20 protein-coding genes are annotated in these 19,340 nt (G+C 67.3%); 13 read left to right on the top strand and 7 right to left on the bottom strand.

Annotated elements, in window-relative coordinates; translation table 11 throughout:
• Positions 1-74: 74 nt before the first annotated feature.
• The 6 genes from I0K15_RS00590 to I0K15_RS00565 all read left to right on the top strand — a co-directional run bounded on the left by I0K15_RS00590 (position 75) and on the right by I0K15_RS00565 (position 6,018).
• Complete coding sequence (locus I0K15_RS00590) at positions 75-857, top strand: ABC transporter ATP-binding protein (RefSeq protein WP_196103519.1); 783 nt, start codon at positions 75-77, stop codon at positions 855-857.
• Between the two features lie 5 nt (positions 858-862).
• Positions 863-2,665 carry an AMP-dependent synthetase/ligase gene (locus I0K15_RS00585; RefSeq protein ID WP_196103518.1) on the top strand — a complete coding sequence of 601 codons (1,803 nt, stop codon included), beginning with the start codon at positions 863-865 and terminating at the stop codon, positions 2,663-2,665.
• A 157-nt stretch (positions 2,666-2,822) separates the two neighbouring features.
• Positions 2,823-3,983, top strand: a complete 1,161-nt coding sequence (locus tag I0K15_RS00580) for an ABC transporter substrate-binding protein (RefSeq protein WP_196103517.1) — start codon at positions 2,823-2,825, stop codon at positions 3,981-3,983.
• Positions 3,984-4,160: 177 nt separating this feature from the next.
• Positions 4,161-4,643: a fasciclin domain-containing protein gene (locus I0K15_RS00575; RefSeq protein ID WP_196105322.1), complete on the top strand. Its 483-nt coding sequence runs from the start codon at positions 4,161-4,163 to the stop codon at positions 4,641-4,643.
• A gap of 190 nt (positions 4,644-4,833) precedes the next feature.
• Positions 4,834-5,322 carry a fasciclin domain-containing protein gene (locus tag I0K15_RS00570; RefSeq protein WP_196103516.1) on the top strand — a complete coding sequence of 163 codons (489 nt, stop codon included), beginning with the start codon at positions 4,834-4,836 and terminating at the stop codon, positions 5,320-5,322.
• A 219-nt stretch (positions 5,323-5,541) separates the two neighbouring features.
• Positions 5,542-6,018 carry a fasciclin domain-containing protein gene (locus tag I0K15_RS00565; protein WP_196103515.1) on the top strand — a complete coding sequence of 159 codons (477 nt, stop codon included), beginning with the start codon at positions 5,542-5,544 and terminating at the stop codon, positions 6,016-6,018.
• 293 nt (positions 6,019-6,311) lie between these two features.
• Here the strand turns inward: I0K15_RS00565 and I0K15_RS00560 are convergent, their stop codons facing one another.
• From I0K15_RS00560 to I0K15_RS00545, 4 genes are all read right to left on the bottom strand, one after another.
• Positions 6,312-8,330, bottom strand: coding sequence for an ASKHA domain-containing protein (locus I0K15_RS00560; protein WP_196103514.1), 2,019 nt, complete (start codon positions 8,328-8,330; stop codon positions 6,312-6,314).
• Positions 8,331-8,441: 111 nt separating this feature from the next.
• Positions 8,442-9,245: an SDR family NAD(P)-dependent oxidoreductase gene (locus tag I0K15_RS00555; protein ID WP_196103513.1), complete on the bottom strand. Its 804-nt coding sequence runs from the start codon at positions 9,243-9,245 to the stop codon at positions 8,442-8,444.
• Positions 9,246-9,986 (bottom strand): DUF6134 family protein, encoded by a 741-nt coding sequence (locus tag I0K15_RS00550; RefSeq protein ID WP_196103512.1) that lies wholly within the window; start codon positions 9,984-9,986, stop codon positions 9,246-9,248.
• Positions 9,908-10,546, bottom strand: coding sequence for a ChrR family anti-sigma-E factor (locus tag I0K15_RS00545; RefSeq protein ID WP_196103511.1), 639 nt, complete (start codon positions 10,544-10,546; stop codon positions 9,908-9,910). The genes I0K15_RS00550 and I0K15_RS00545 overlap by 79 nt, the downstream gene beginning before the upstream one ends.
• Positions 10,547-10,684: 138 nt before the next feature.
• Here I0K15_RS00545 and I0K15_RS00540 point away from each other — a divergent pair, with 138 nt between their 5' ends.
• Together I0K15_RS00540 and I0K15_RS00535 are read left to right on the top strand one after the other, a co-directional pair.
• Positions 10,685-11,818: an NUDIX domain-containing protein gene (locus I0K15_RS00540; RefSeq protein ID WP_196103510.1), complete on the top strand. Its 1,134-nt coding sequence runs from the start codon at positions 10,685-10,687 to the stop codon at positions 11,816-11,818.
• A gap of 40 nt (positions 11,819-11,858) precedes the next feature.
• On the top strand, positions 11,859-12,236 hold the full coding sequence (locus I0K15_RS00535) for a nuclear transport factor 2 family protein (RefSeq protein ID WP_230374217.1): 378 nt from the start codon (positions 11,859-11,861) through the stop codon (positions 12,234-12,236).
• Positions 12,237-12,242: 6 nt separating this feature from the next.
• Here the strand turns inward: I0K15_RS00535 and I0K15_RS00530 are convergent, their stop codons facing one another.
• A complete protein-coding gene (locus tag I0K15_RS00530; RefSeq protein ID WP_196103508.1) occupies positions 12,243-12,470 on the bottom strand; it encodes a macro domain-containing protein in 228 nt (75 codons plus the stop codon).
• Between the two features lie 409 nt (positions 12,471-12,879).
• Between I0K15_RS00530 and I0K15_RS00525 the strand changes: the two genes are divergently transcribed.
• A complete protein-coding gene (locus I0K15_RS00525) occupies positions 12,880-13,917 on the top strand; it encodes a cysteine synthase A (protein WP_196103507.1) in 1,038 nt (345 codons plus the stop codon).
• A complete protein-coding gene (locus I0K15_RS00520) occupies positions 13,914-14,615 on the top strand; it encodes an alanyl-tRNA editing protein (protein WP_196103506.1) in 702 nt (233 codons plus the stop codon). Before I0K15_RS00525 ends, I0K15_RS00520 begins: the two co-directional genes overlap by 4 nt.
• Before the next feature lie 28 nt (positions 14,616-14,643).
• On the opposite strand, the gene I0K15_RS00515 is transcribed toward I0K15_RS00520, so the two are convergent.
• Both I0K15_RS00515 and I0K15_RS00510 read right to left on the bottom strand, forming a co-directional pair.
• Entirely contained in the window at positions 14,644-16,185 is a 1,542-nt protein-coding gene (locus I0K15_RS00515; protein ID WP_230374216.1) for an alkaline phosphatase D family protein, read from the bottom strand.
• A 111-nt stretch (positions 16,186-16,296) separates the two neighbouring features.
• The gene (locus tag I0K15_RS00510; RefSeq protein WP_196103505.1) at positions 16,297-17,172 is read right to left on the bottom strand and encodes a 3-hydroxybutyryl-CoA dehydrogenase; all 876 of its coding nucleotides are present in this window, start codon (positions 17,170-17,172) and stop codon (positions 16,297-16,299) included.
• Between the two features lie 146 nt (positions 17,173-17,318).
• On the opposite strand from I0K15_RS00510, the gene I0K15_RS00505 reads away from it, so the two are divergent.
• From I0K15_RS00505 to I0K15_RS00495, 3 genes are all read left to right on the top strand, one after another.
• On the top strand, positions 17,319-18,161 hold the full coding sequence (locus I0K15_RS00505) for a DUF6473 family protein (protein WP_196103504.1): 843 nt from the start codon (positions 17,319-17,321) through the stop codon (positions 18,159-18,161).
• A gap of 58 nt (positions 18,162-18,219) precedes the next feature.
• Complete coding sequence (locus I0K15_RS00500) at positions 18,220-18,927, top strand: NYN domain-containing protein (RefSeq protein ID WP_196103503.1); 708 nt, start codon at positions 18,220-18,222, stop codon at positions 18,925-18,927.
• A gap of 128 nt (positions 18,928-19,055) precedes the next feature.
• Positions 19,056-19,331, top strand: coding sequence for a hypothetical protein (locus I0K15_RS00495; RefSeq protein ID WP_196103502.1), 276 nt, complete (start codon positions 19,056-19,058; stop codon positions 19,329-19,331).
• The last annotated feature ends 9 nt before the right edge of the window (positions 19,332-19,340 follow it).

Below are 19,340 nucleotides of genomic sequence, written 5' to 3'. Positions count from 1 at the left end.
CAAAGCGCCCTCCCGGGGGGAGGTCGGGCGCTAGCCGGATGCTGGTCGCATCCGACCATAGGGGGAGAGACCCCATGAAAGACCTCAATCACAACGTTCTCGAGGTCCGGAATGTCGAGACCTTCTACGGCCCGATCATGGCGCTGCGCGGGGTCTCCATCGACGTGCCCGAAGGCCAGATCGTCACGATTCTCGGCGCCAACGGCGCCGGCAAGACCACGCTGATGAAGACCGTCTCCGGCGCGCTCGATCCGGAGAAGGGCACCGTCTCCTTCCTCGGCGAGCGGGTGGACGGCGACGAGCCCGACCGGATGGTCCGCCGCGGCATGGCGCATGTGCCCGAGGGCCGCGAGGTCTTCCCGTTCCTGACCGTGGAGGAGAATCTGCGCCTCGGCGCCTATACCCGCCGCGACGGCGGCATCGGCGACGACATGGAGATGGTGTTCTCCTACTTCCCGATCCTGAAGGAACGGCGCGCGCAACAGGCGGGCACGCTCTCGGGCGGACAGCAGCAGATGCTCGCCATCGGCCGCGGGCTCATGGCCCGGCCCCGCCTGATGCTGCTCGACGAACCGTCGCTCGGCCTCTCGCCGCTTCTGGTGCAGGAGATCTTCGCCATCATCCGCCGCCTGAACGAGGAGCAGGGCGTGACGATGCTGCTGGTGGAGCAGAACGCGCAGGTGGCACTGAACACCGCCGACTTCGGCTACGTGCTGGAGATCGGGCGGATCGTGATGGCGGGCGAGGCCTCCAAGCTGCTCGGCAGCGAGGACATCCAGGAATTCTACCTCGGCGGCGGCCACGCGGGCGGCCCCCGCGAGCAGAAACGCTGGAAGCGAAGAAAGACGTGGCGGTGACCGAGATGCCCCGAAACGCTATGGAGGATCCGATCACCTTCGAGGGCCACGACACCGTCGTGAAGCTTTGGGCCGCGAAATGCGCGGAGCGGGGTGGCCGGACCGCGCATCGTGAGAAGGATCTGGGGATCTGGCAGGCGTTCTCCTGGACCGACTGGTACGAGCGATCGCGCGCCATCGGCATCGGGCTTCTGAAGCTGGGGCTGACCCGCGGCACCCCGGTCTCGATCCTCAGCGAGGATTGCAAGGAGTGGCTCTATTGCGACCTCGGGGTCGCGGCTGTGGGGGGCATTCCGAGCGGGGTCTACACGACGGATTCGGCAGCGCAGCTCGAATACCTGATCAATGACAGCGGCTCGGCGTTCCTGTTCGTGGAGAATGACGAGCAGCTCGACAAGTATCTCGAAATCCAGGACCGCGTGCCGAGCCTGATCAAGGTGATCGTGTTCGATCGCAAGGGCTTGCGCACGTTTTCTCATCCTAAGGTCATGTTCCTCGACGACCTCTACGAGATCGGCGACGACGCGCCCGACGGGCCGACGCGGTTCGTGGAGGAGATCGAAAAGAGCACGCCGGACGAGACGCGGATGCTGATCTACACCTCCGGCACCACCGGGCCGCCCAAGGGGGCGATGATCAGCCACCGCAACATGCTCTTCCAGATGTGGGCGGGCGAGCAGGTGCTGCGGGTGGACCCCGATGACGAACAACTCTGCTTCCTGCCGCTCTGCCATGTGCTGGAGCGGATCGTGAGCGTGGAATACCCGATCGCCGTGGGCTCCACCGTGAACTTCGCGGAGAGCCCGGACACCGTCTTCGACAACCTGCGCGAAGTCTCGCCCCACATCTTCACCGCCGTGCCGCGGCTGTGGGAGAAGATCTATTCGCGCGTGCAGATCCTGCGCTCGGAGGCGACGCCCTTCGGCCGCTGGGCCTTCGACAAGGCGATGGCATCGGGCGCGGCGAAGCTGGCGGGGGAGAGCGCGCCGTTCCACTGGTTCTGGGACCTCGCCGTGCTGCGCAACATCCGCCAGCTCATCGGCATGGACCGGAACCGGCGCTCCACGACCGGCGCCGCCCCGATCTCGCCTGATCTGATCAAGTGGTATGGTGCCCTCGGCGTCACGCTGCTGGAGGGCTACGGCATGACGGAGAGTGCGGGCGTGATCTCAGTCAACCAGGTGGGCGACAACCGGATCGGGACGGTGGGGCTGCCGCTGCCCGGCTCCGATGTGCGGATCGCGGAGAACGGTGAGATCTGCGTGAAGGGGCCGAACGTCTTCAAGGGCTACTGGAAGAAGCCGGAGAAGACCGCCGAGGACATCCGCGACGGCTGGCTGCACACGGGCGATGTGGGCCGCATCGGCAATGACGGCGCGCTGACCATCACCGGCCGGGTGAAGGACATCATCATCACCGCCGGTGGCAAGAACGTCACCCCGGCCGAGATCGAGAGCCGGCTGAAGTTCTCCCCCTTCATCTCGGACGCCGTGGTGATCGGGGACCGGCGCAAGTACCTGACCGTGCTCATCATGATCGACCAGGAGAACGTGGAGAAGTTCGCGCAGGACAACCAGATCCCCTTCTCCGACTTCGCCTCGCTCACGCGGGCCGAGGAGGTTGTGGAGCTGATCGACGGGGTGGTGCGCGAGGTGAACAGGGACTTCGCCCAGGTCGAGCAGATCAAGTATTTCCGGCTGATCGACATCCTGCTGACGGCGGAGGACGACGAGCTGACGCCGACGATGAAGCTGAAACGCTCCTTCGTGGAGAAGAAGCACGCCGGGCTGATCGAGGAGATGTATTGAGAGCGGGGTTGGGGGCTCCGCCCCGCTCGGGCCTGAAATGCGGTGCATTTCCGGGACGGCCCGAACTCCCCGGGATATTTCGACAAGGTGGAGGGCGGGCGAACCGCCCCGGAGGACAGAGCGGGACGCCATCCCGCCGGTGCAAGGAGGAAAGATCATGAGAAAGACCCTCGCGGCGCTTGCCGCGCTCGCCATCGCCGGGGGCGCCAGCGCCCAGACCCGCGGCGTGACCGATGACGAGATCGTCATCGGCGGCTTTCACGACCTGTCGGGCGGCTTCGCGGCGTTCTCGGTCCCGGCGGTCGAGGCGGCGAACCAGCTCTTCGAGGAGGTGAACGCGGCGGGCGGCATCCACGGCCGCCAGATCCGCTACATCGTCGAGGATCACGGCTACCAGGTGCCGCGCGCGGCGCAGGCGGCCAACAAGCTCGTGAACCGTGACGAGGTGTTCGCGATGCTGCTGAGCCTCGGCACGCCGCACAACCTCGCGGCCTTCCGGGTGATGGATCCGAACAACGTGCCCTCCGTCTTCCCGCTGACCGCCGCACGGCAGATGCTGGAGGGGCCGGAGGAGCTGCGCTATGTCGCGACCGCCTCCTATTACGACGCGGTGCGGGCCGCGACCGGCTTCCTGATCGAGAGCGAGGGGATCGAGCGGGTCTGCTCGATGTACATCCCCTCCGATTTCGGGGAGGAGATCCACATGGCCACGGTCGATGAGGCCGGCGACACGGACGGGGTCGAGTACCTGACCGAGACGACGCACCGCCCCGATGAGAGCGACTTCACCGGCGCGCTCGCCCGGCTGCGGGAGGAGGGTTGCGAGCTCATCACCGTGGCGCTCACCATTCGCCCGACCATCACCGTGGTGGCGACGGCGAAGCAGATGGGCTGGGACGACGCGCGCTTCCTCGTCTCCTCCGCCGGGTTCCACACCGCCGTGGCCAAGGTGCCGGGCGGCGTGACTGAAGGGCTCTATGCTGGCGCCGGCTGGCAGGATCTGGAGGCGCGGATGGACACGCCCGAGGTCGCCGAATGGGTCGCCGCGATGCAGGAGCGGACCGGTGAGTTCCCCGGCACCGGCGCCCTGCTCGGGCGTTCTGCGGCGGAGGCGCTGATCCGCGCGCTTGAGGAAGCGGGGCCCGACCTGACGCTTGAAAGCTTCACCGCGGCGATGGAGACGCTGAACTACGACGACGCCATCGCGGGCAACCGGATGGAGATGGGGCCGGGCGACCATGCGGGGGCGACGGAGATCTTCATCTCGCAGATCCAGGACGGCGGCTGGGTCCTGATCGACAGCGTCGAGACCGAGTAAGCCCTTCTGGAAACACGCGAACGGCCCGCTCCGGCTTCCCGGGGCGGGCCGTTCGCCGTCCCGCAGGTACGGGGCGGTACATCCTGCCGCAGCCCGAAACTCCGACGCCCCATGCGCGTTAACTTTTTGTCGATGCCATGACGGCACGACGAAGTGATGGAGTTTTTGATGACCAAGATGTTCAAGACGCTCACCGCTGCCACCGCACTGGCCCTCGCGACGCCGGCCTTCGCTCAGGAAGCCGACATCGTGGCCACGGCGGAGGCCGCGGGCACGTTCGAGACGCTGCTCGCCGCGGCCTCCGCCGCCGGCCTCGTCGAGACGCTGCAGGGCGAGGGTCCGTTCACCGTCTTTGCCCCGACCGACGCGGCCTTCGCCGCGCTGCCCGAGGGCACGGTCGAGACGCTGCTGATGCCGGAGAACCGCGAGGATCTGGTCCAGGTGCTGTCGAACCACGTGGTGCCGGGCATGATCATGTCCGCCGACATCGCCGGTCAGGAGACGGAGATCACCGCGCTGGGTGGCAACCCGCTGGAGATCGACGCGACCGACGGCGTGACCGTGAATACCGCCTCGGTGGTGCAGGCCGACGTTCAGGCCTCCAACGGCGTGATCCACGTGGTCGATGCCGTGATCATCCCGGGCGAGCCGGGCGAATAATTTCAGGGTGCATGATGACGGGTCGCCTTCGGGCGGCCCGTTTTGGGTGCAGCTTTCCATAGCCGCCGCTCACGGCCTCGTGACAGCGCTACGTGTAAAAAAATTCCACAAATTCTGATCCGCCCCCGTGAGCGCCCCGTAACAGGTCCGATGCAAGACAGCATCACGCAACCAACACGGGAGATGGATCATGACCAACTTCACCAAGGGCCTCGTGGCCGCCGCCGCCCTCGCCTTCGCCGCTCCGGCCGCCGCGCAGGAAGCCGATATCGTCGACACCGCCGTCGCCGCGGGCTCCTTCGAGACGCTGGTCGCCGCCGTTCAGGCCGCGGGCCTCGTCGACGTGCTGAAGGGTGATGGCCCGTTCACCGTCTTCGCCCCGACCGACGCGGCCTTCGCAGCACTGCCCGAGGGCACGGTGGAGAGCCTGCTGCTCGAGGAGAACCGCGACCAGCTCGTCGAGATCCTGACCTACCACGTGATCCCGGGTGAAGTGATGTCCTCCGATATCGCGGGCACCGATGTGGCCGCCGTCACCGTGCAGGGCGAGGCGATCAGCGTGAGCGGCCTTGGCTCCGGCGTGACCGTGAACAGCGGTGCGAACGTGGTGCAGGCCGATGTGGAGGCGTCCAACGGCGTGATCCACGTGATCGATTCGGTGCTTCTGCCCGAGGGCTGATCCCGCGCCATCCGCGGATTTCCGCTCAGGACCCGCCTGTTCCGCAGGCGGGTCCTTTTCGTTCAGGGGCATTTCGGCGGATGTCCGCCGAGCCGAAAATCACACGATCACGAGAGCGTGATAACGCTATGTTTCAGTCGATTACACACGCGCAGGTTGAGCTTTTCCGGCATTCTGTTGCTCAAGAGATGCGGTTTCCGCCTGACCGGAGAACTCTGAATGTTTCGTACCACGCTTGCAGCGTTGGCCCTGATCGCCCCGACGGCGATGTCTGCCCAGACGGCGGATATCGTTGCGACAGCGCAGAGTGCCGGCAGCTTCGAGACGCTGGTCGAGGCCATTCAGGCAGCCGGTCTGGAGGACACCTTGAGTGCGGGCGGTCCGTTCACCATCTTTGCACCAACGGATGCCGCATTTGAAGGACTTCCGGATGGAGCGGTCGAAGAGCTGCTTGATCCGGCGAACCGCGACGAGCTTGTCGCCCTGCTGACCTACCACGTCGTGCCCGGTCAGCTTGAATCGTTCGATTTCTCCGGGACGACCGTCGCGGTCGCCACGGTAAACGGATCTCCCCTGTCGGTTGATGGCACGGCAGGGGTGATGGTCGATGACGCGGAGGTAGTGGAGGCCGACATCCTCGCTACCAATGGCGTGATCCACGTCATCGACAGGGTGCTGGTGCCTATGGGTCCTTAACCCGACACCGGTATTTGGGGGGCAGGGCGGTCTCGACCCCACGCGAGACCGCCCCACCCAATCCCCTCCATCCCGCTCTTCCAAGGCCCTCTTGAGCTCCCCACGGCTCTTGAGGGCCTCTTTTTTTGTGCGAGCGGCCGGACCGGGGCGCTGCCCCTGTTCTGGGGCTCCGCCCCGTTCGGGCCTGAAACGCGATGCGTTTCCGGGACGGCCCGAACCCCCCGGGATACTTCGAGACAGATGAAGGAGGTCGCGGACGGTAGTCGCAGCGCGTTGCGTGTCCGTTCCGAGACCTACGCCCGACGCCGGCGGCGGCGTCCTTCGCCTTCGGATCCGGTGTTGAAGCTGACTTGGGGCAGTGGCGTGGTCGCGGTCAGCCGGGGATAGGGATCGGTCGCGTGCGGGATGTTGGATGCAGCGACGAAGTGCTCCTGGAAACGGGGCTCGATCGCGGTCTCGACCTTGTGAATGCGGCGCACGGTCTGTTCGATGCCGCGGCGGGCCGCGACGTTCAGGAGCGCGATCCGGGCGCCGGTGCCGGCGGCGTTCCCGGCGCTCGTCACCTGGTCCACCTCGCAATCGGGGATCATGCCGAGGACCATGGCGTGCTTGGGCGAGATATGAGCGCCGAAGGCTCCGGCCAGCACCACGCGGTCCACCGTATCGACGCCGCGCTGGTCCATCAGCAGGCGCGCGCCGGCATAGAGCGCGGCCTTGGCGAGCTGGATCGCGCGGACGTCGCCGTTGGTGACCGTGATGCGCGGCGAGGAGCCGTCGCCCTCGTGCAGCACGTAGGAGTGGGTGCGGCCCTCGGGCACCGAGCGCACCGTGCCCGTCTGCTCCGCCGAGCCGATCAGGCCGCCCGCGTCCACGATCCCGGCCATGCGCATCTCGGCGATCGCCTCGATGATGCCGGAGCCGCAGATGCCGGTGATGGGACCCGCGGCCTCGGCAAAGCCGGGGTCGTCGGACCAGAGGTCGCAGCCGATGACGCGGAAGCGGGGCTCCTTGGTGGCGGGGTCGATCTCCACCCGCTCGATGGCGCCGGGGGCGGCGCGCTGGCCCGCGCTGATCTGCGCGCCCTCGAAGGCCGGGCCGGTGGGGGAGGAGCAGGCGAGCACGCCGTCCTTGTCGCCGAGCAGCAGTTCCGCGTTGGTGCCCACGTCCACGATCAGGACGAGGTCGTCGGAGCGGTCGGGCGCTTCGCTCAGCGCCACAGCGGCGGCATCGGCGCCCACATGGCCAGCGATGCAGGGCAGGACGTAGATCCGCGCCTCGTCGTGCAGCGCGAGCTCGAGATCGGCGGCGGCCATGTCCAGCGCCTCCGACACCGCGAGGGCGAAGGGCGCCTGGCCGAGCTCCACCGGGTCGATGCCGAGCAGGAGGTGGTGCATGACCGGGTTGGCGACGAAGGTCGCCTCGACGATGTCGGCGGGGGTGATCCCCACCTCCTCCGCCACGCCCGCGACCAGGGTGTTGAGCCCATCGCGCACGGCGCGGGTCATCTCCGCCGCACCGCCCTCGTTCATCATCGCGTAGCTCACGCGGCTCATCAGATCCTCGCCGAAGCGGATCTGCGGGTTCATCACGCCGGCCGAGGCGACGACCGCCCCGGTGCCGAGATTGCAGAGGTGCGCGGCGATGGTCGTGGAGCCGAGGTCGATGGCCAGACCATAGAGCGGCGCCTCGTAATAGCCCGGCCAGATGTCGAGCAGGCGCGCGGTGCCGCTGCCGTCGCGATGGACGGCGCAGGTGACGGCCCAGGCGCCCTTGCGCAGCACGGGTTGCAGGCGCATCAGAAGGGCGGGGGAGGCGGTGAGCCCTTCGATCTCCCACTGGTCCTTCAGCGCCACGCGCAGCCGCTCGAAATCGCCGGAGGGCTCGTGCATGTCCGGCTCCTCCACCTCGACGTAGAAGAGGCGGGTGGCGGGGTCCATAACGACCTCCCGCGTATCGGCGGACTTGCGCACGACCTGGCGGTGGACCTGGCTTTCGGGCGGGACGTCGAGCACCACGTCGCCGGTGATGCAGGCCTGGCAGCCGAGGCGGCGGCCTTCCTTCAGCCCGCGCTTCTCGTCGTACCGCGCCTCGACGGCGTTCCACTCGGACAGTGCGTCGGGCGCGGAGGTGATGCCGTGCTTGGGGAAATCGCCGAAGGCCGGGCTCACCTGGCATTTGGAGCAGATACCGCGGCCCCCGCAGACCGAGTCGAGATCGACGCCAAGCTGCCGCGCTGCGTCCAGAACCGTGGTGCCTGCCGCCACGTGGCCGCGCTTGCCCGAGGGGGTGAAGATGACAAAGGGGTCGCTCATGGCCTGCTCTCCGATACTGCGCCGCACCATACGGGTTTCACGTGGGAGGGAAAGCCGGGTTCCGGCATGGAAGCGTCGCCTGCGACATCGCGGGCGGGGAATGCGTGGCCGTCAGGAGGTCGAGCGTCCGGCTTTTCCGTCCCAGCCGGTCGCCTTGCGCACCGCAGTGATATAGGCGCGGTTGGGCAGGAGGCCGATGGTCTTGAGGATCAGCTCGAACCGGGTGGGGAAGGCGACCTCGAAACCGGGGCTCGCGAGGCCGTCGACGATACGCTTCGCGGCCTCGTCGGGCTTCATCAGGAACGGCATCTCGAACTCGTTGACCGAGGTCGCTTCCGTCTCCACGAAGCCGGGATTGACGACCGAGACGCGGATGCCGAGGTCGACGCAATCCATCGCCAGCGCTTCGCAATAGGCGATGAGGGCCGCCTTGGTGCCGGAATAGACTGCGGCGTCGGGCAGCCCGCGATAGCCGGCGACGGAGGCGGTGATGGCGAGGTGACCGTCGCCTTGCGTGATCATCGCCTTCAGCACCGGATCGGTGCAGTTTGACACGCCCTCGAGGTTCACGCGCCACATCTTCGCCGCCGTCTCCGCATCGAAATCGTTGGCGCGCATCGGCGTGTAGATCCCGGCATTGAGCAGCGCGAGGGCGAGCGGGCCCTGGGCCGTGATCTCGCTCACGATCTCCTTCATCCGGGCGAGGTCGGTGACGTCGCCGGGGGTGGGGATCACCTTGCCGTCCGGCGCCTCGGCGGCGAGCGCCTTCAGCTCATCCTCGCTGCGGGCGGTGGCGTGGACGGTCCAGCCCTTCTGTGCGAGGCGCTTGACCACTGCGCGGCCGATGCCGCCGGACGCACCGGTGACCCAGGCGGCGCCGTTGCGGGGCCGCATGACCTTGGAAAATATGCTCATTCAGGTGCTCCAGAGCGGGGCGAGGGCCGGGTTGAGGTCCTGCGGGATATAGCGCACCTGCTGGCCGCGGGCATCGAAGGTGGAGCCCACCCATTCGCCCGCATTGGAATAGTGGAGCGTCGCCTCCAGCTCCGGCCCGAGCTCCCACGCGGTCGTGGGTACGGCACCGGCGGGGGTCGGATACTGCGCGGTGCCGGCGCGTCGGGCCGCAATGTCGAGCGGCGCACCGCCTTGCGTGCTGACCCAGACGTCGCGCTGCAGGAAGGCGGGTGTCCAGTAGGTCGTTGTCCCGATCAGCCCCGGCACGGCGCCGGAGAAGGTCGAGCCCTCGACCTCCAGCACATCGCCGGTGCGGGTCGCGGTCACGAACGCATCCTCACCGTCATTGTTGGTCCGCGAGCGGATCGAGACGACCTCGCCCCCGCGCCAGCGCTCCGAATTGGTCATGGTGTAGCGGTAGGCGGCGATGCCGAGCACGCGCACAAGAATCTCGATATCGATCTCCACCGCGATCTCGTCCCCGGTGCGGGAGACGGAGATGTCGTGGTGGCCGATATCGGAACTGCCCCGCTCAAGCCGGTAGCGGCGCGTCGCGGTCGATGCCAGTGCGATGGAGGGCGCGAAAAGCGCGGCGGCCCCGGCCGCCAGCGCCGTGCGTCGTGTCAGGTGAAGAGGTTTAGCGCCCGCCCGAACGGACCCGTGAAGCGCATTCCGCCGCTCATCACGATCAGGCAGTAGCATGTCTCGTCCCCCGTGATCCGCGGCTGGTGATCGTGGTCGCCATCGGCTTCCGACACGTCACCGGCGCGCAGCACCGTATCTCCATCCGTCATTTCGCCCGCGAGGATCAGCGTCGCTTCCTCACCGCGGTGAGTGTGCTTCATGATCCCCGCGCCGGGCTTCGCGCGCAGAAGAGACACTTCCTCCCCCTCGCCGAACCCGTCGAGCACGACTTCATGTAGACCCGGCAGACGGAACTGCCAGCGCAGATCATCCACCCCGCGACCACCGACCGCAGCCGCGAGCGGGGCGGGCAGGACGCCGTTGGCGGCGGGCACTTCCTCGGGCGCGCTGGGGGCTGCATCGAGCAGGGCGAGCGTCGCATCGAGCGCGCCCTCCCGCATCGGGGCGGGGGCGGTGCCTTCGAGCAGCACGCCACCCACGCTTTCCATCTCCGCCAGGCGCGGGCGCGCGGCAGGGGCCATGGCGAGGTGCGTCTCGACAAGCAGACTCATACCCGGGCTGGCGGTGCCGCTGGCATAGGCCGCGAGCAGGGCGTCGGAAGGGGCGAAACGGGTCATCTCTTACTCAAGTCGGGTCAGTTTCAATTCGTCACTTAACAGTACGCGCAAAGGGTCAGGTCGGATCAACTCCGAAATAGGTTTCGACAAAAAAAACGCGCCGCGTTATGGGGATGCTGCACTGCGGCGGAGGGGATGATGGCGCGACGACTGTTCTTCTACGGCACGCTGCGCGATGCGGAAACCCGCGATATCGTGCTCGGCCCCTACCGCGACGCCGTGACCGTGCGCGAGGCTGTGCTGCCGGATCACGCCGTGCGCGCCGTGAAGGGCGAGGACTATCCCGTCATCCTGCGCGAGGCGGGGGCGGAGGCCACGGGCATCGTGCTCGACGGTCTGCCGGAGGAGGCGGTCGCACGTCTCAACTTCTTCGAGGACGAGTTCGATTACGAGCTGGTGGAGGCCGAGGCGCGGACCGATGCGGGTCCGATGCCGGTCGAGCTGTTCTATGTCCGCGGCGCGCATCTGAAGACCGACGGCGCCTGGGATTTCGGCGCCTGGCAGGCCACGCAGCAGCGCGCCTTTGCCGAGGCGGCCGTGGAGCTGATGGACCTCTACGGGCAGGTGCCGCCCGAGCAAGTGGATAAGATCTGGCCCGGCATCCGCTTCCGCGCCTATGCCCGCGCCCGTGCCCACGCGGAGACTGACGTGGTGAAGCTCCGTTCGAAGCTCACCCGCGATGATGTGCAGATGGAGCCGGTGGAGCGGCCTTACGTGGACTACTACGCCGTGGAGTTCCACAAGGTCACGCACCCTACCTTTTCGGGCAAAACCATGGGTCCGCTCGACCGCGCGATCTTCTGCACCGGCGATGCGGTCTGCCTGCTCCCCTACGACCCGAAGAGCGACACGGTGCTCATGCTCGAACAGTTCCGCGTCGGCGCGCTGGCCCGTGGTGCGAAGGTGCCCTGGACGATCGAGACCGTGGCGGGCCGCATCGACACCATCGAAAGCGCCGAGGAAACCGCCCGCCGCGAGGCGCGGGAGGAAGCGGGGCTGGAGATCGGGCGGGTCGTCCAACTCCCCTCTCACTACACCAGCCCCGGTACCCTGGCCGAGAAGATGACCTGCTTCATCGGCGAGGCGGACCTGTCGGGCGGCGGCGGGCTGCACGGCGCGGAGGAGGAGGACGAGGACATCCGCACCCTCATTCTCACCGTCGAGGAGGCGAAGGCCGCCTGGGAGTCCGGCGAGATCGAGAACGGACCGCTTCTCCTCAACCTCCTCTACCTCTTCATGCACCACGACCGCCTGCGCGCGGAGTGGGGGTAGAATGACGCCAAGCGATGTCGTTCGACGGTTCTGGCAAACGATGGCGACGAACGACTTCGCGGCGGCGAGCCGCCTGCTGAGCCCCGACTACCGTGGCTACTGGCCGCAGTCGCGTGAGCTGATCGAAGGGCGTGAGAATTTCATCAGGGTCAACGCCGATTATCCCGCGGAGGGGCGCTGGCGCTTCACGCTTCGGCAGCTCGTCGCCGGCGATCCCGATGTGGTGACGGAGGTAGATGTCACGGATGGCGTGATGCAGGCGACCGTAGTGACGTTTCACCGTGTGGAGCGCGGGGAGATCGTGCATCAACTCGAATACTGGCCCGATCCCTTCGACGCGCCACCGTGGCGGGCGCCGTTCGTTCGGCTGTCCGACCGGCCCGAAAGCATGGGCGGAGCCGCAGGGGAGCCGCTCTGACCTGCCTCAACGCGGTGGCAGCAGGACCAGCGTGTGATCGAGGCCTTCGAGGGCCGCGTCGATGATCGGGGCAATCTCCTCCCAGTCGCCGCCCGCGAGGCCCGCGCCGATCAGGGGATAGCCGATCCGGGCGCCCGTGTAGCGACCCCGCACGGCGTCGAAGCAGGAACGGATGGCGTCGTAGTCGGCATGCGGCCCGCGCCCGCGCCACTGGTACTGGGTGTAGGCGTTCACGACGGTGAACCGGGCCGTCTCGCGAACGATCTCGGCCGTCGTGACCGTTCCCAGCTTGCCGCGGTCGCCCTTCTCCGTCGCCTGATCGGCAGCGTAGGCTTCGGGGAACTTCTGCGCGATGGTCTTCGCGATGCCCGCCCGGAATCAAGCCGAAGGCGCCGGGCGCGCGCCTGCCCGTCGTCGTGCCGGAGGCACGCTTCCAGCGTGACGGGCTGGCGCTTTGCGATGGAGTGGAGAGTTTCGGGCGGAGCAACGACCTTGCTGAGATAAAGTGCTTCGTTCGCAGGGCTGGGGCGCCATCCCACGGGCAGGCGCGCGCCCGGCTCGGCGGTCCCCCCGGCGCGGACCCGCCTTGCCGCCTCCGACCCCACCGCATAGGTTGCCCGGACAACCAGATAGGGAGGCCGCGATGGCGAACGTGTACAGGGACCTGCCCGAGGCCATCGGGAACACGCCGCTGATCCGGCTCAACGGACCGTCGGAGGCCACGGGCTGCGAGATCTGGGGCAAGGCGGAGTTCCTCAACCCCGGCCAGTCGGTCAAGGACCGGGCAGCCCTCTACATGATCCGCGACGCGGTGGAGCGGGGCGACCTGCGCCCCGGTGGCACGATCGTGGAGGGCACCGCCGGCAACACGGGCATCGGGCTCTCGCTCGTCGGCTCCTCCATGGGGTTCAAGTCGGTGATCGTGATCCCCGAGACGCAGAGCCAGGAGAAGAAGGACATGCTGCGGCTCGCGGGTGCGGAGCTCGTGCAGGTCCCGGCCGCCCCCTACCGCAACCCCAACAACTATGTCCGCTACTCCGAGCGGCTGGCGCACAAGCTGGCGGAGACCGAGCCGAACGGTGCGATCTGGGCCAACCAGTTCGACAACGTCGCCAACCGCCGCGCCCATGCCGAGACCACCGGCCCCGAGATCTGGGAGCAGACGGGCGGCAAGGTCGACGGTTTCATCTGCGCGGTGGGCTCCGGCGGGACGCTCGCGGGCGTGGCGGAGGCGCTGCAGCACCGCGGCGTGAAGATCGGGCTCGCCGATCCCGACGGCGCGGCGCTCCACAGCTTCTACACGACCGGGGAGCTGAAATCCGAGGGCAGCTCGATCACCGAAGGGATCGGGCAGGGGCGGATCACGAAGAACCTGGAGGGCTTCACCCCCGATTTCTCCTGGAACATCCACGATGACGAGGCCGTGCAGATCACGTTTGATCTGCTGGAGCAGGAGGGGCTCTGCCTCGGCGGCTCGTCGGGTGTCAACGTTGCCGGCGCGATGCGGCTGGCGAAGGAACTCGGCCCGGGCAGCACGGTCGTCACGATCCTCTGCGACTACGGCACACGTTATGCCTCGAAGCTCTACAACCCCGACTTCTTGCGATCGAAGAACCTGCCGGTGCCTGAGTGGCTCGTGACTGAGCGCGACGACATCCCGGCCGTGTTCGAGGACGCATGACCACGCCGCTCTTTCGCGACGACGCCTATCTGCGGGAGGCGCCGGGCCGGGTCGTGGCCCATGCGGATGGCGTGGTGCTCGACGCATCGCTCTTCTATGCCACGGGCGGCGGGCAGCCGGGGGATGCCGGGCGGCTCACCTGGGAAGGTGGCGAGATGGCGGTGGCCACGGCGGTGAAGGGCGAGGGCGATGCGATCGTGCTGAAGCCTGCTGAGGGCGCCCCGCTGCCGCCGGTCGGGGCGCAGGTCACGCAGTATCTCGACTGGGACCTTCGCCACCGGCACATGCGGGTGCACACGGCGCTGCATCTGCTGTCCGTCGTGATTCCGCTGCCCGTCACCGGCGGCTCCATCGGTGCCCAGAAAGGCCGGCTCGACTTCGACATGCCGGACGCGCCGGAGGACAAGCAGGCGCTGGAGGATCGGCTCAACGCCCTTATCGCGGAGGATCATGACGTCAGCTCCGAATGGATCACCGAGGCCGAGCTCGACGCCAATCCAGGTCTCGTGAAGACGATGTCCGTCCAGCCCCCGCGCGGCGCGGGCCGCATCCGGCTGGTGCGCATCGGGGAGATCGACCTGCAGCCCTGCGGCGGCACCCATGTCCGCTCGACGGCGGAGATCGGCCCCGTCACCCTCGGCAAGTTCGAGAAGAAAGGCCGCCAGAACCGACGCGTCAGCGTGATCCTGGCGGTGTAGGGCGGCCCGCCGAGGCCGCCCCGTCAGCTCAGCCCAGAACCGGCTGAAGTTCCGTCGACCACAGCACCTCGTCGGCCATGTCGAGCAGGCTGACCGTCATGACGCGGGTGTCGGCGGCGATGTCGACCTTGCCGAAGAACTGGAGCCCGTCCGAAGGGGGCAGGTTCACGCCCTGCTCCTCGGTCGGGGCCTTGGAGAACCGGACCTCCGGTCCGAAGGTGTTGTCGTAGTCGTTGGGGCCGAAGGTGCCGGCGTGCAGCGGGCCCGAGACGAACTCCCAGAACGGCTCGAAGTCCTGGAACTGCGCGCGGTCGGGGCTGTAGTGGTGGGCGGCGGTGTAGTGTACGTCCGCCGTGAGCCAGACCGTATTGGTCACGCGGCCGTGCTTGATGAAGGACAGGATCTCCGCGATGTCCTGCTCGCGCCCCAGCGCCGGGCCGTCGCCGTTCGCGCCGTTCTCGAAGTTCTCGTCCCCGTCGCGCACGATCATCCCGATCGGCATGTCGGAGGCGATGACCTTCCACGTCGCCTCGCTCGCCGCGAGCTCCCGCTTCAGCCAGGCGAGCTGCTCCCGCCCGAGGAAGGGCGCGCCCTCCGCCTCGTCGTTCGGGGTGTTGTCGCCGCGATAGGTGCGCAGGTCGAGGAAGAAGATGTCGAGGAGCGGCCCGTAGGCGATCTTGCGGTAGATGCGATGCGGCTCCTCGGCCACCTGCCGGGTCGGCATCATCTCGTGGAAGGCCCGTGCGGCGCGGGAGGCGAGGAGGCGGGCCGACTTCTCCGTGTAGCGGTCGTCGGCGGAGAGGACCTCGTTCGGATACCAGTTGTTGGTGACCTCGTGGTCGTCCCACTGGGCCATCATCGGCACCTGCGCGTTGAAGGCGCGCACGTTGTCGTCGAGCATGTTGTAGAGGTACTGCTTGCGAAACTCGTCCAGCGTCTCGGCCACCTTTGCCTTCTGCTCGATCACCACGTTGCGCCAGGTGGTGCCGTCGGCGAGGGCGACCTCCGTCTCCATCGGGTTGTCGGCGTAGATCGTGTCGCCGGAATGGATGAAGAAGTCGGGCTCGTGCGTCAGCATCGTGGCATAGGTCCGCATCCCGCCGCGATCCTCGTCGATGCCCCAGCCCTGACCGGCGGTGTCCCCGGACCAGACGAAGGAGATGTCGCGCAGGCCCGCGGGCGCGGTGCGGAAATGGCCGATCTGCGGGGGGGAGATCGCGTTGCTGTCCGCAAGGTCCATCATGCGCACGCGGTAAAAGATGTCCTGATCCGAGGGCAGTCCGCTGAGCGCCAGCTTGCCCGTGAAGTCCGTCGGCGCGCCGATGTCGAGGGGCTGGACCGCATGAACGATGTCGAAGCCCTCGGTCGTGGACCACTCGACGAGCATCTTCGCCTCGCGGTCCGCACGCGCCCAGATCATGGCGCCGTCGTGCGCGATGTCGCCGGACTGCAGGCCGTGGGTGATGACGGGCCGCGTCTGCGCGCGGCTGAGGCCCGGCATGGCGAGGGTGCCGACGAAGGCGGCCCCGGCGGCGAGGGTCTGGCGGCGGGTCAACTTGATGCTTGGCATACTACACTCCCTGGCTGGACGGCCCCGGTCCGGGGCGCCCCCTCAGGGTTGCGCAGAGCTGCGACGGTACGGCCTCGCCACTGTTAAGCTGCGATGACCGATCTGTGACGCTCAGCGCGTCGGCACCGGCTCCTCGCCGCGATAGTCGTAGAAGCCGCGGCCGGTCTTGCGGCCCAGCCATCCCGCCTCGACATATTTCACGAGGAGCGGGCAGGGCCGGTACTTGGTGTCCGCGAGGCCGTCATGGAGCACGTTCATGATGGCGAGGCACGTGTCGAGCCCGATGAAGTCGGCCAGTTGCAGCGGCCCCATCGGGTGGTTGGCGCCGAGCTTCAGCGAGGTGTCGATGCTCTGTACCGAACCGACCCCCTCATAGAGCGTGTAGATCGCCTCGTTGATCATCGGCATCAGGATGCGGTTGACGATGAAGGCGGGGAAATCCTCGGCGCTCGCCGCGGTCTTGCCGAGCTTCTTCACCACGTCCGACAGGGTGTCGTAGGTCGCCTGATCCGTGGCGATCCCGCGAATGAGCTCCACGAGGCTCATCACCGGCACCGGGTTCATGAAGTGGAAACCCATGAACCGCTCGGGCCGGTCCGTCCGGCTCGCCAGCCGCGTGATGGAGATCGAGGAGGTGTTGGAGGTCAGGATCGTGCCCGCACCCAGATGCGGGGCGAGCCCGTCGAAGATCTTCTCCTTCACCCGCTCGTTCTCGGTCGCGGCCTCGATGATGAGGTCCGTGGGGCCGAGATCGGCGAGGGTGGTCGTGGTGCGAATGCGCTTCAGCGCCGCATCACGGTCGGTGGCGGAGATCTTCTCCCGCGACACCTGCCGGTCGAGATTGCCGCCGATCTTGTCGAGGGCGGCCTCCAGCGCGTCGGCGGAAATGTCATTGAGAAGAACGTCGTAGCCGGCGACCGCAAACACATGCGCGATGCCGTTGCCCATCTGGCCAGCCCCCACCACGCCCACCGTCTCGATCGCCATTGCACGCCTCCTATGATCGCGGAGCCACACTATGCGCCGCGTCGGAGCGGGTGCAACCGCTGTTTAGGAAACCGAAATGCCTTGCTGGTAGTTGGGTCAAGAACACGCCATGGGAAGTCTTCGCCCCGCTATTCGGAGAAGAGAATATGAGTTTCCAGTCGGTCCTCACTACAGGACTCAACTATGACGAGTATAGGTGGGGCCGTTCTCGCCAGGTGTTCAGGGGCCCGAAACCGGATCTCAGCCAGCCCTATGTCGCCTGCATCGGCGGATCGGAGACATATGGCCGCTTCGCGATGTCGCCGTGGCCCACGCAGCTTGAAAAACTGATCGAGTATCCGTGCGCGAACTGGGGCTCGCCGGGTGCGGGGCCGACCTTCTTTCTCAAGGATCCCGTGGTGCTGGAGGCGTGTTCGAACGCGCGCGCCTGCGTCATCACGGTGATGGGCGCGCATGTGACGTCCAACCGCCTCTTCTCCGTCTTCGTGCGCCGGAACATGCGCCTGCGCGAGGTGAGCGAGACCATGCGCGCGCTTTACCCGGAGATCGACTTCTCCGAGTTCCGCTTCGTCGCCAACATGCTGATCGCCTGTTGGGAGGCGAGCCCCGAGCGGTTCAAGGTGGTCGAGATCGAGCTGCGCCAGGCCTGGGTCGCGCGGATGAAGGAACTGATCGAGGATATCGAGACGCCGACGATCCTGTGCTGGCTGTCCGATAGCTCGCCGGAAATGGCCGACCGGATGGAGCCGTTCAACGCCCGCGAGAACCCGCCGAGCTTCGTCGATCGTTCGATGATCGAGGAGGTGAAGCCGCATGTGGACTACTACGTCGAGTATGTCGCGTCGGAGGAGGCAGCACTCGGCCCCCGGATCCCGGGACGTCAACGACCGGAGATCGCGCGCCGCTGCCCCTCCGACATGATGCATGCGGAGGCGGCGGAGCTCCTCTCCGACCCGGTGAGCAAGGTGCTGGGGCTGCGGTTTCTCTGACTGGACCTGACCCGTGAGCGGTTTACCATCTCGCCAGCCCAAACGCCGGGAGCCGCGCATGGCCGATCGAAGCCTCAAGCTCGCCGTCCTCATCGACGCCGACAACACCAACCACAACGTCGCGAAGGCGCTGTTCGACGAGATCGCGGCGTTGGGCGAGGCGAATGTCCGCCGGATCTACGGTGACTACACCCGCTCCGAACTCGCGGGGTGGGAGAAGAAGCTCGCCACACACGCGCTGATCCCGACCCACCAGCCGGCCTATGTGAAGGGCAAGAACGCCTCCGACATCACCATGGTGATCGACGCGATGGACCTCCTGCACAAGGGGACGGTGGATGGGTTCTGCCTCGTCTCCTCCGACAGCGACTTCACACGGCTCGCCCAGCGGATCAAGGAAGAGGGGGCGGTGGTCTACGGCTTCGGCGAGCAGAAGACGCCCGAGGCGTTCCGCGCCGCCTGCACCCGCTTCATCTACAACGAGAACCTCCTGCGCGGCGACCCGGACGGCGAGGCGCCGGTTCAGCGCCGGACACAGCCGCCCTCGGCCGCCGTTCCCCTCATCCGCCGCGCGATGTCGGAGCTGGAGGGCGAGGACGACTGGGTGCCGCTCGGCGTCCTCGGCCAGCGGATCGCCAATGCCAACCCCGATTTCGACGCGCGGACTTATGGCTGCCAGAACCTCTCGACCCTCGTCCGAAAGACCGGTGCCTTCGATCTGAACAAGGACGAGGGTAACCGCTGGACCGTGCGCCGCAAGGACTGACGATCACGTTTTGTGACGGGTCTTCCCGGCCGCCGCGGATGAGCGCATCTTTCTTTTGGGCCGCGCCTGACGCTGCCGGACCGATCCGGCGGACGGGAAACGTGGCGCGCGCCCGGACCCGTTCCGACATGCTTCTGCTCAATCGCCTGATGGGGCCGATGACGGCCCTGCTCGTCAGCATCGCGATCGCGGTGCTGCTGCTCCTGCCGGTGTGGCTCGCCGGCGATCTGCTTGGGACACCGAGCACATTCGACACCGTCGTGCTCGCCCTGGCTGCTGTCGCCGCAACGGCCATCGCCTGGCCGGTGGTCCGCCAGCTCTTGCGTGAGCCGGATGATGCGCCGGCCGACGCGTCGGCCGAGCATTCCTCCGATGATGTTTACGTCCCGCATATCGAGAAATGAAAAAGGCCC

Source organism: Pontivivens ytuae (assembly GCF_015679265.1).
GTDB lineage: Bacteria > Pseudomonadota > Alphaproteobacteria > Rhodobacterales > Rhodobacteraceae > Pontivivens > Pontivivens ytuae.
This window is presented reverse-complemented; position numbering and strand designations above follow the sequence as displayed.

What these genes read in the sequence shown, in the direction of transcription:
- I0K15_RS00590 (WP_196103519.1), top strand. Translation starts at nt 75, where the DNA reads ATGAAAGACCTCAATCACAACGTTCTCGAGGTCCGGAATGTCGAGACC.
- I0K15_RS00585 (WP_196103518.1), top strand. Translation starts at nt 863, where the DNA reads ATGCCCCGAAACGCTATGGAGGATCCGATCACCTTCGAGGGCCACGAC.
- I0K15_RS00580 (WP_196103517.1), top strand. Translation starts at nt 2,823, where the DNA reads ATGAGAAAGACCCTCGCGGCGCTTGCCGCGCTCGCCATCGCCGGGGGC.
- I0K15_RS00575 (WP_196105322.1), top strand. Translation starts at nt 4,161, where the DNA reads ATGTTCAAGACGCTCACCGCTGCCACCGCACTGGCCCTCGCGACGCCG.
- I0K15_RS00570 (WP_196103516.1), top strand. Translation starts at nt 4,834, where the DNA reads ATGACCAACTTCACCAAGGGCCTCGTGGCCGCCGCCGCCCTCGCCTTC.
- I0K15_RS00565 (WP_196103515.1), top strand. Translation starts at nt 5,542, where the DNA reads ATGTTTCGTACCACGCTTGCAGCGTTGGCCCTGATCGCCCCGACGGCG.
- I0K15_RS00560 (WP_196103514.1), bottom strand. Translation starts at nt 8,330, where the DNA reads ATGAGCGACCCCTTTGTCATCTTCACCCCCTCGGGCAAGCGCGGCCAC.
- I0K15_RS00555 (WP_196103513.1), bottom strand. Translation starts at nt 9,245, where the DNA reads ATGAGCATATTTTCCAAGGTCATGCGGCCCCGCAACGGCGCCGCCTGG.
- I0K15_RS00550 (WP_196103512.1), bottom strand. Translation starts at nt 9,986, where the DNA reads ATGCTACTGCCTGATCGTGATGAGCGGCGGAATGCGCTTCACGGGTCC.
- I0K15_RS00545 (WP_196103511.1), bottom strand. Translation starts at nt 10,546, where the DNA reads ATGACCCGTTTCGCCCCTTCCGACGCCCTGCTCGCGGCCTATGCCAGC.
- I0K15_RS00540 (WP_196103510.1), top strand. Translation starts at nt 10,685, where the DNA reads ATGGCGCGACGACTGTTCTTCTACGGCACGCTGCGCGATGCGGAAACC.
- I0K15_RS00535 (WP_230374217.1), top strand. Translation starts at nt 11,859, where the DNA reads ATGGCGACGAACGACTTCGCGGCGGCGAGCCGCCTGCTGAGCCCCGAC.
- I0K15_RS00525 (WP_196103507.1), top strand. Translation starts at nt 12,880, where the DNA reads ATGGCGAACGTGTACAGGGACCTGCCCGAGGCCATCGGGAACACGCCG.
- I0K15_RS00520 (WP_196103506.1), top strand. Translation starts at nt 13,914, where the DNA reads ATGACCACGCCGCTCTTTCGCGACGACGCCTATCTGCGGGAGGCGCCG.
- I0K15_RS00515 (WP_230374216.1), bottom strand. Translation starts at nt 16,185, where the DNA reads ATGCCAAGCATCAAGTTGACCCGCCGCCAGACCCTCGCCGCCGGGGCC.
- I0K15_RS00510 (WP_196103505.1), bottom strand. Translation starts at nt 17,172, where the DNA reads ATGGCGATCGAGACGGTGGGCGTGGTGGGGGCTGGCCAGATGGGCAAC.
- I0K15_RS00505 (WP_196103504.1), top strand. Translation starts at nt 17,319, where the DNA reads ATGAGTTTCCAGTCGGTCCTCACTACAGGACTCAACTATGACGAGTAT.
- I0K15_RS00500 (WP_196103503.1), top strand. Translation starts at nt 18,220, where the DNA reads ATGGCCGATCGAAGCCTCAAGCTCGCCGTCCTCATCGACGCCGACAAC.
- I0K15_RS00495 (WP_196103502.1), top strand. Translation starts at nt 19,056, where the DNA reads ATGCTTCTGCTCAATCGCCTGATGGGGCCGATGACGGCCCTGCTCGTC.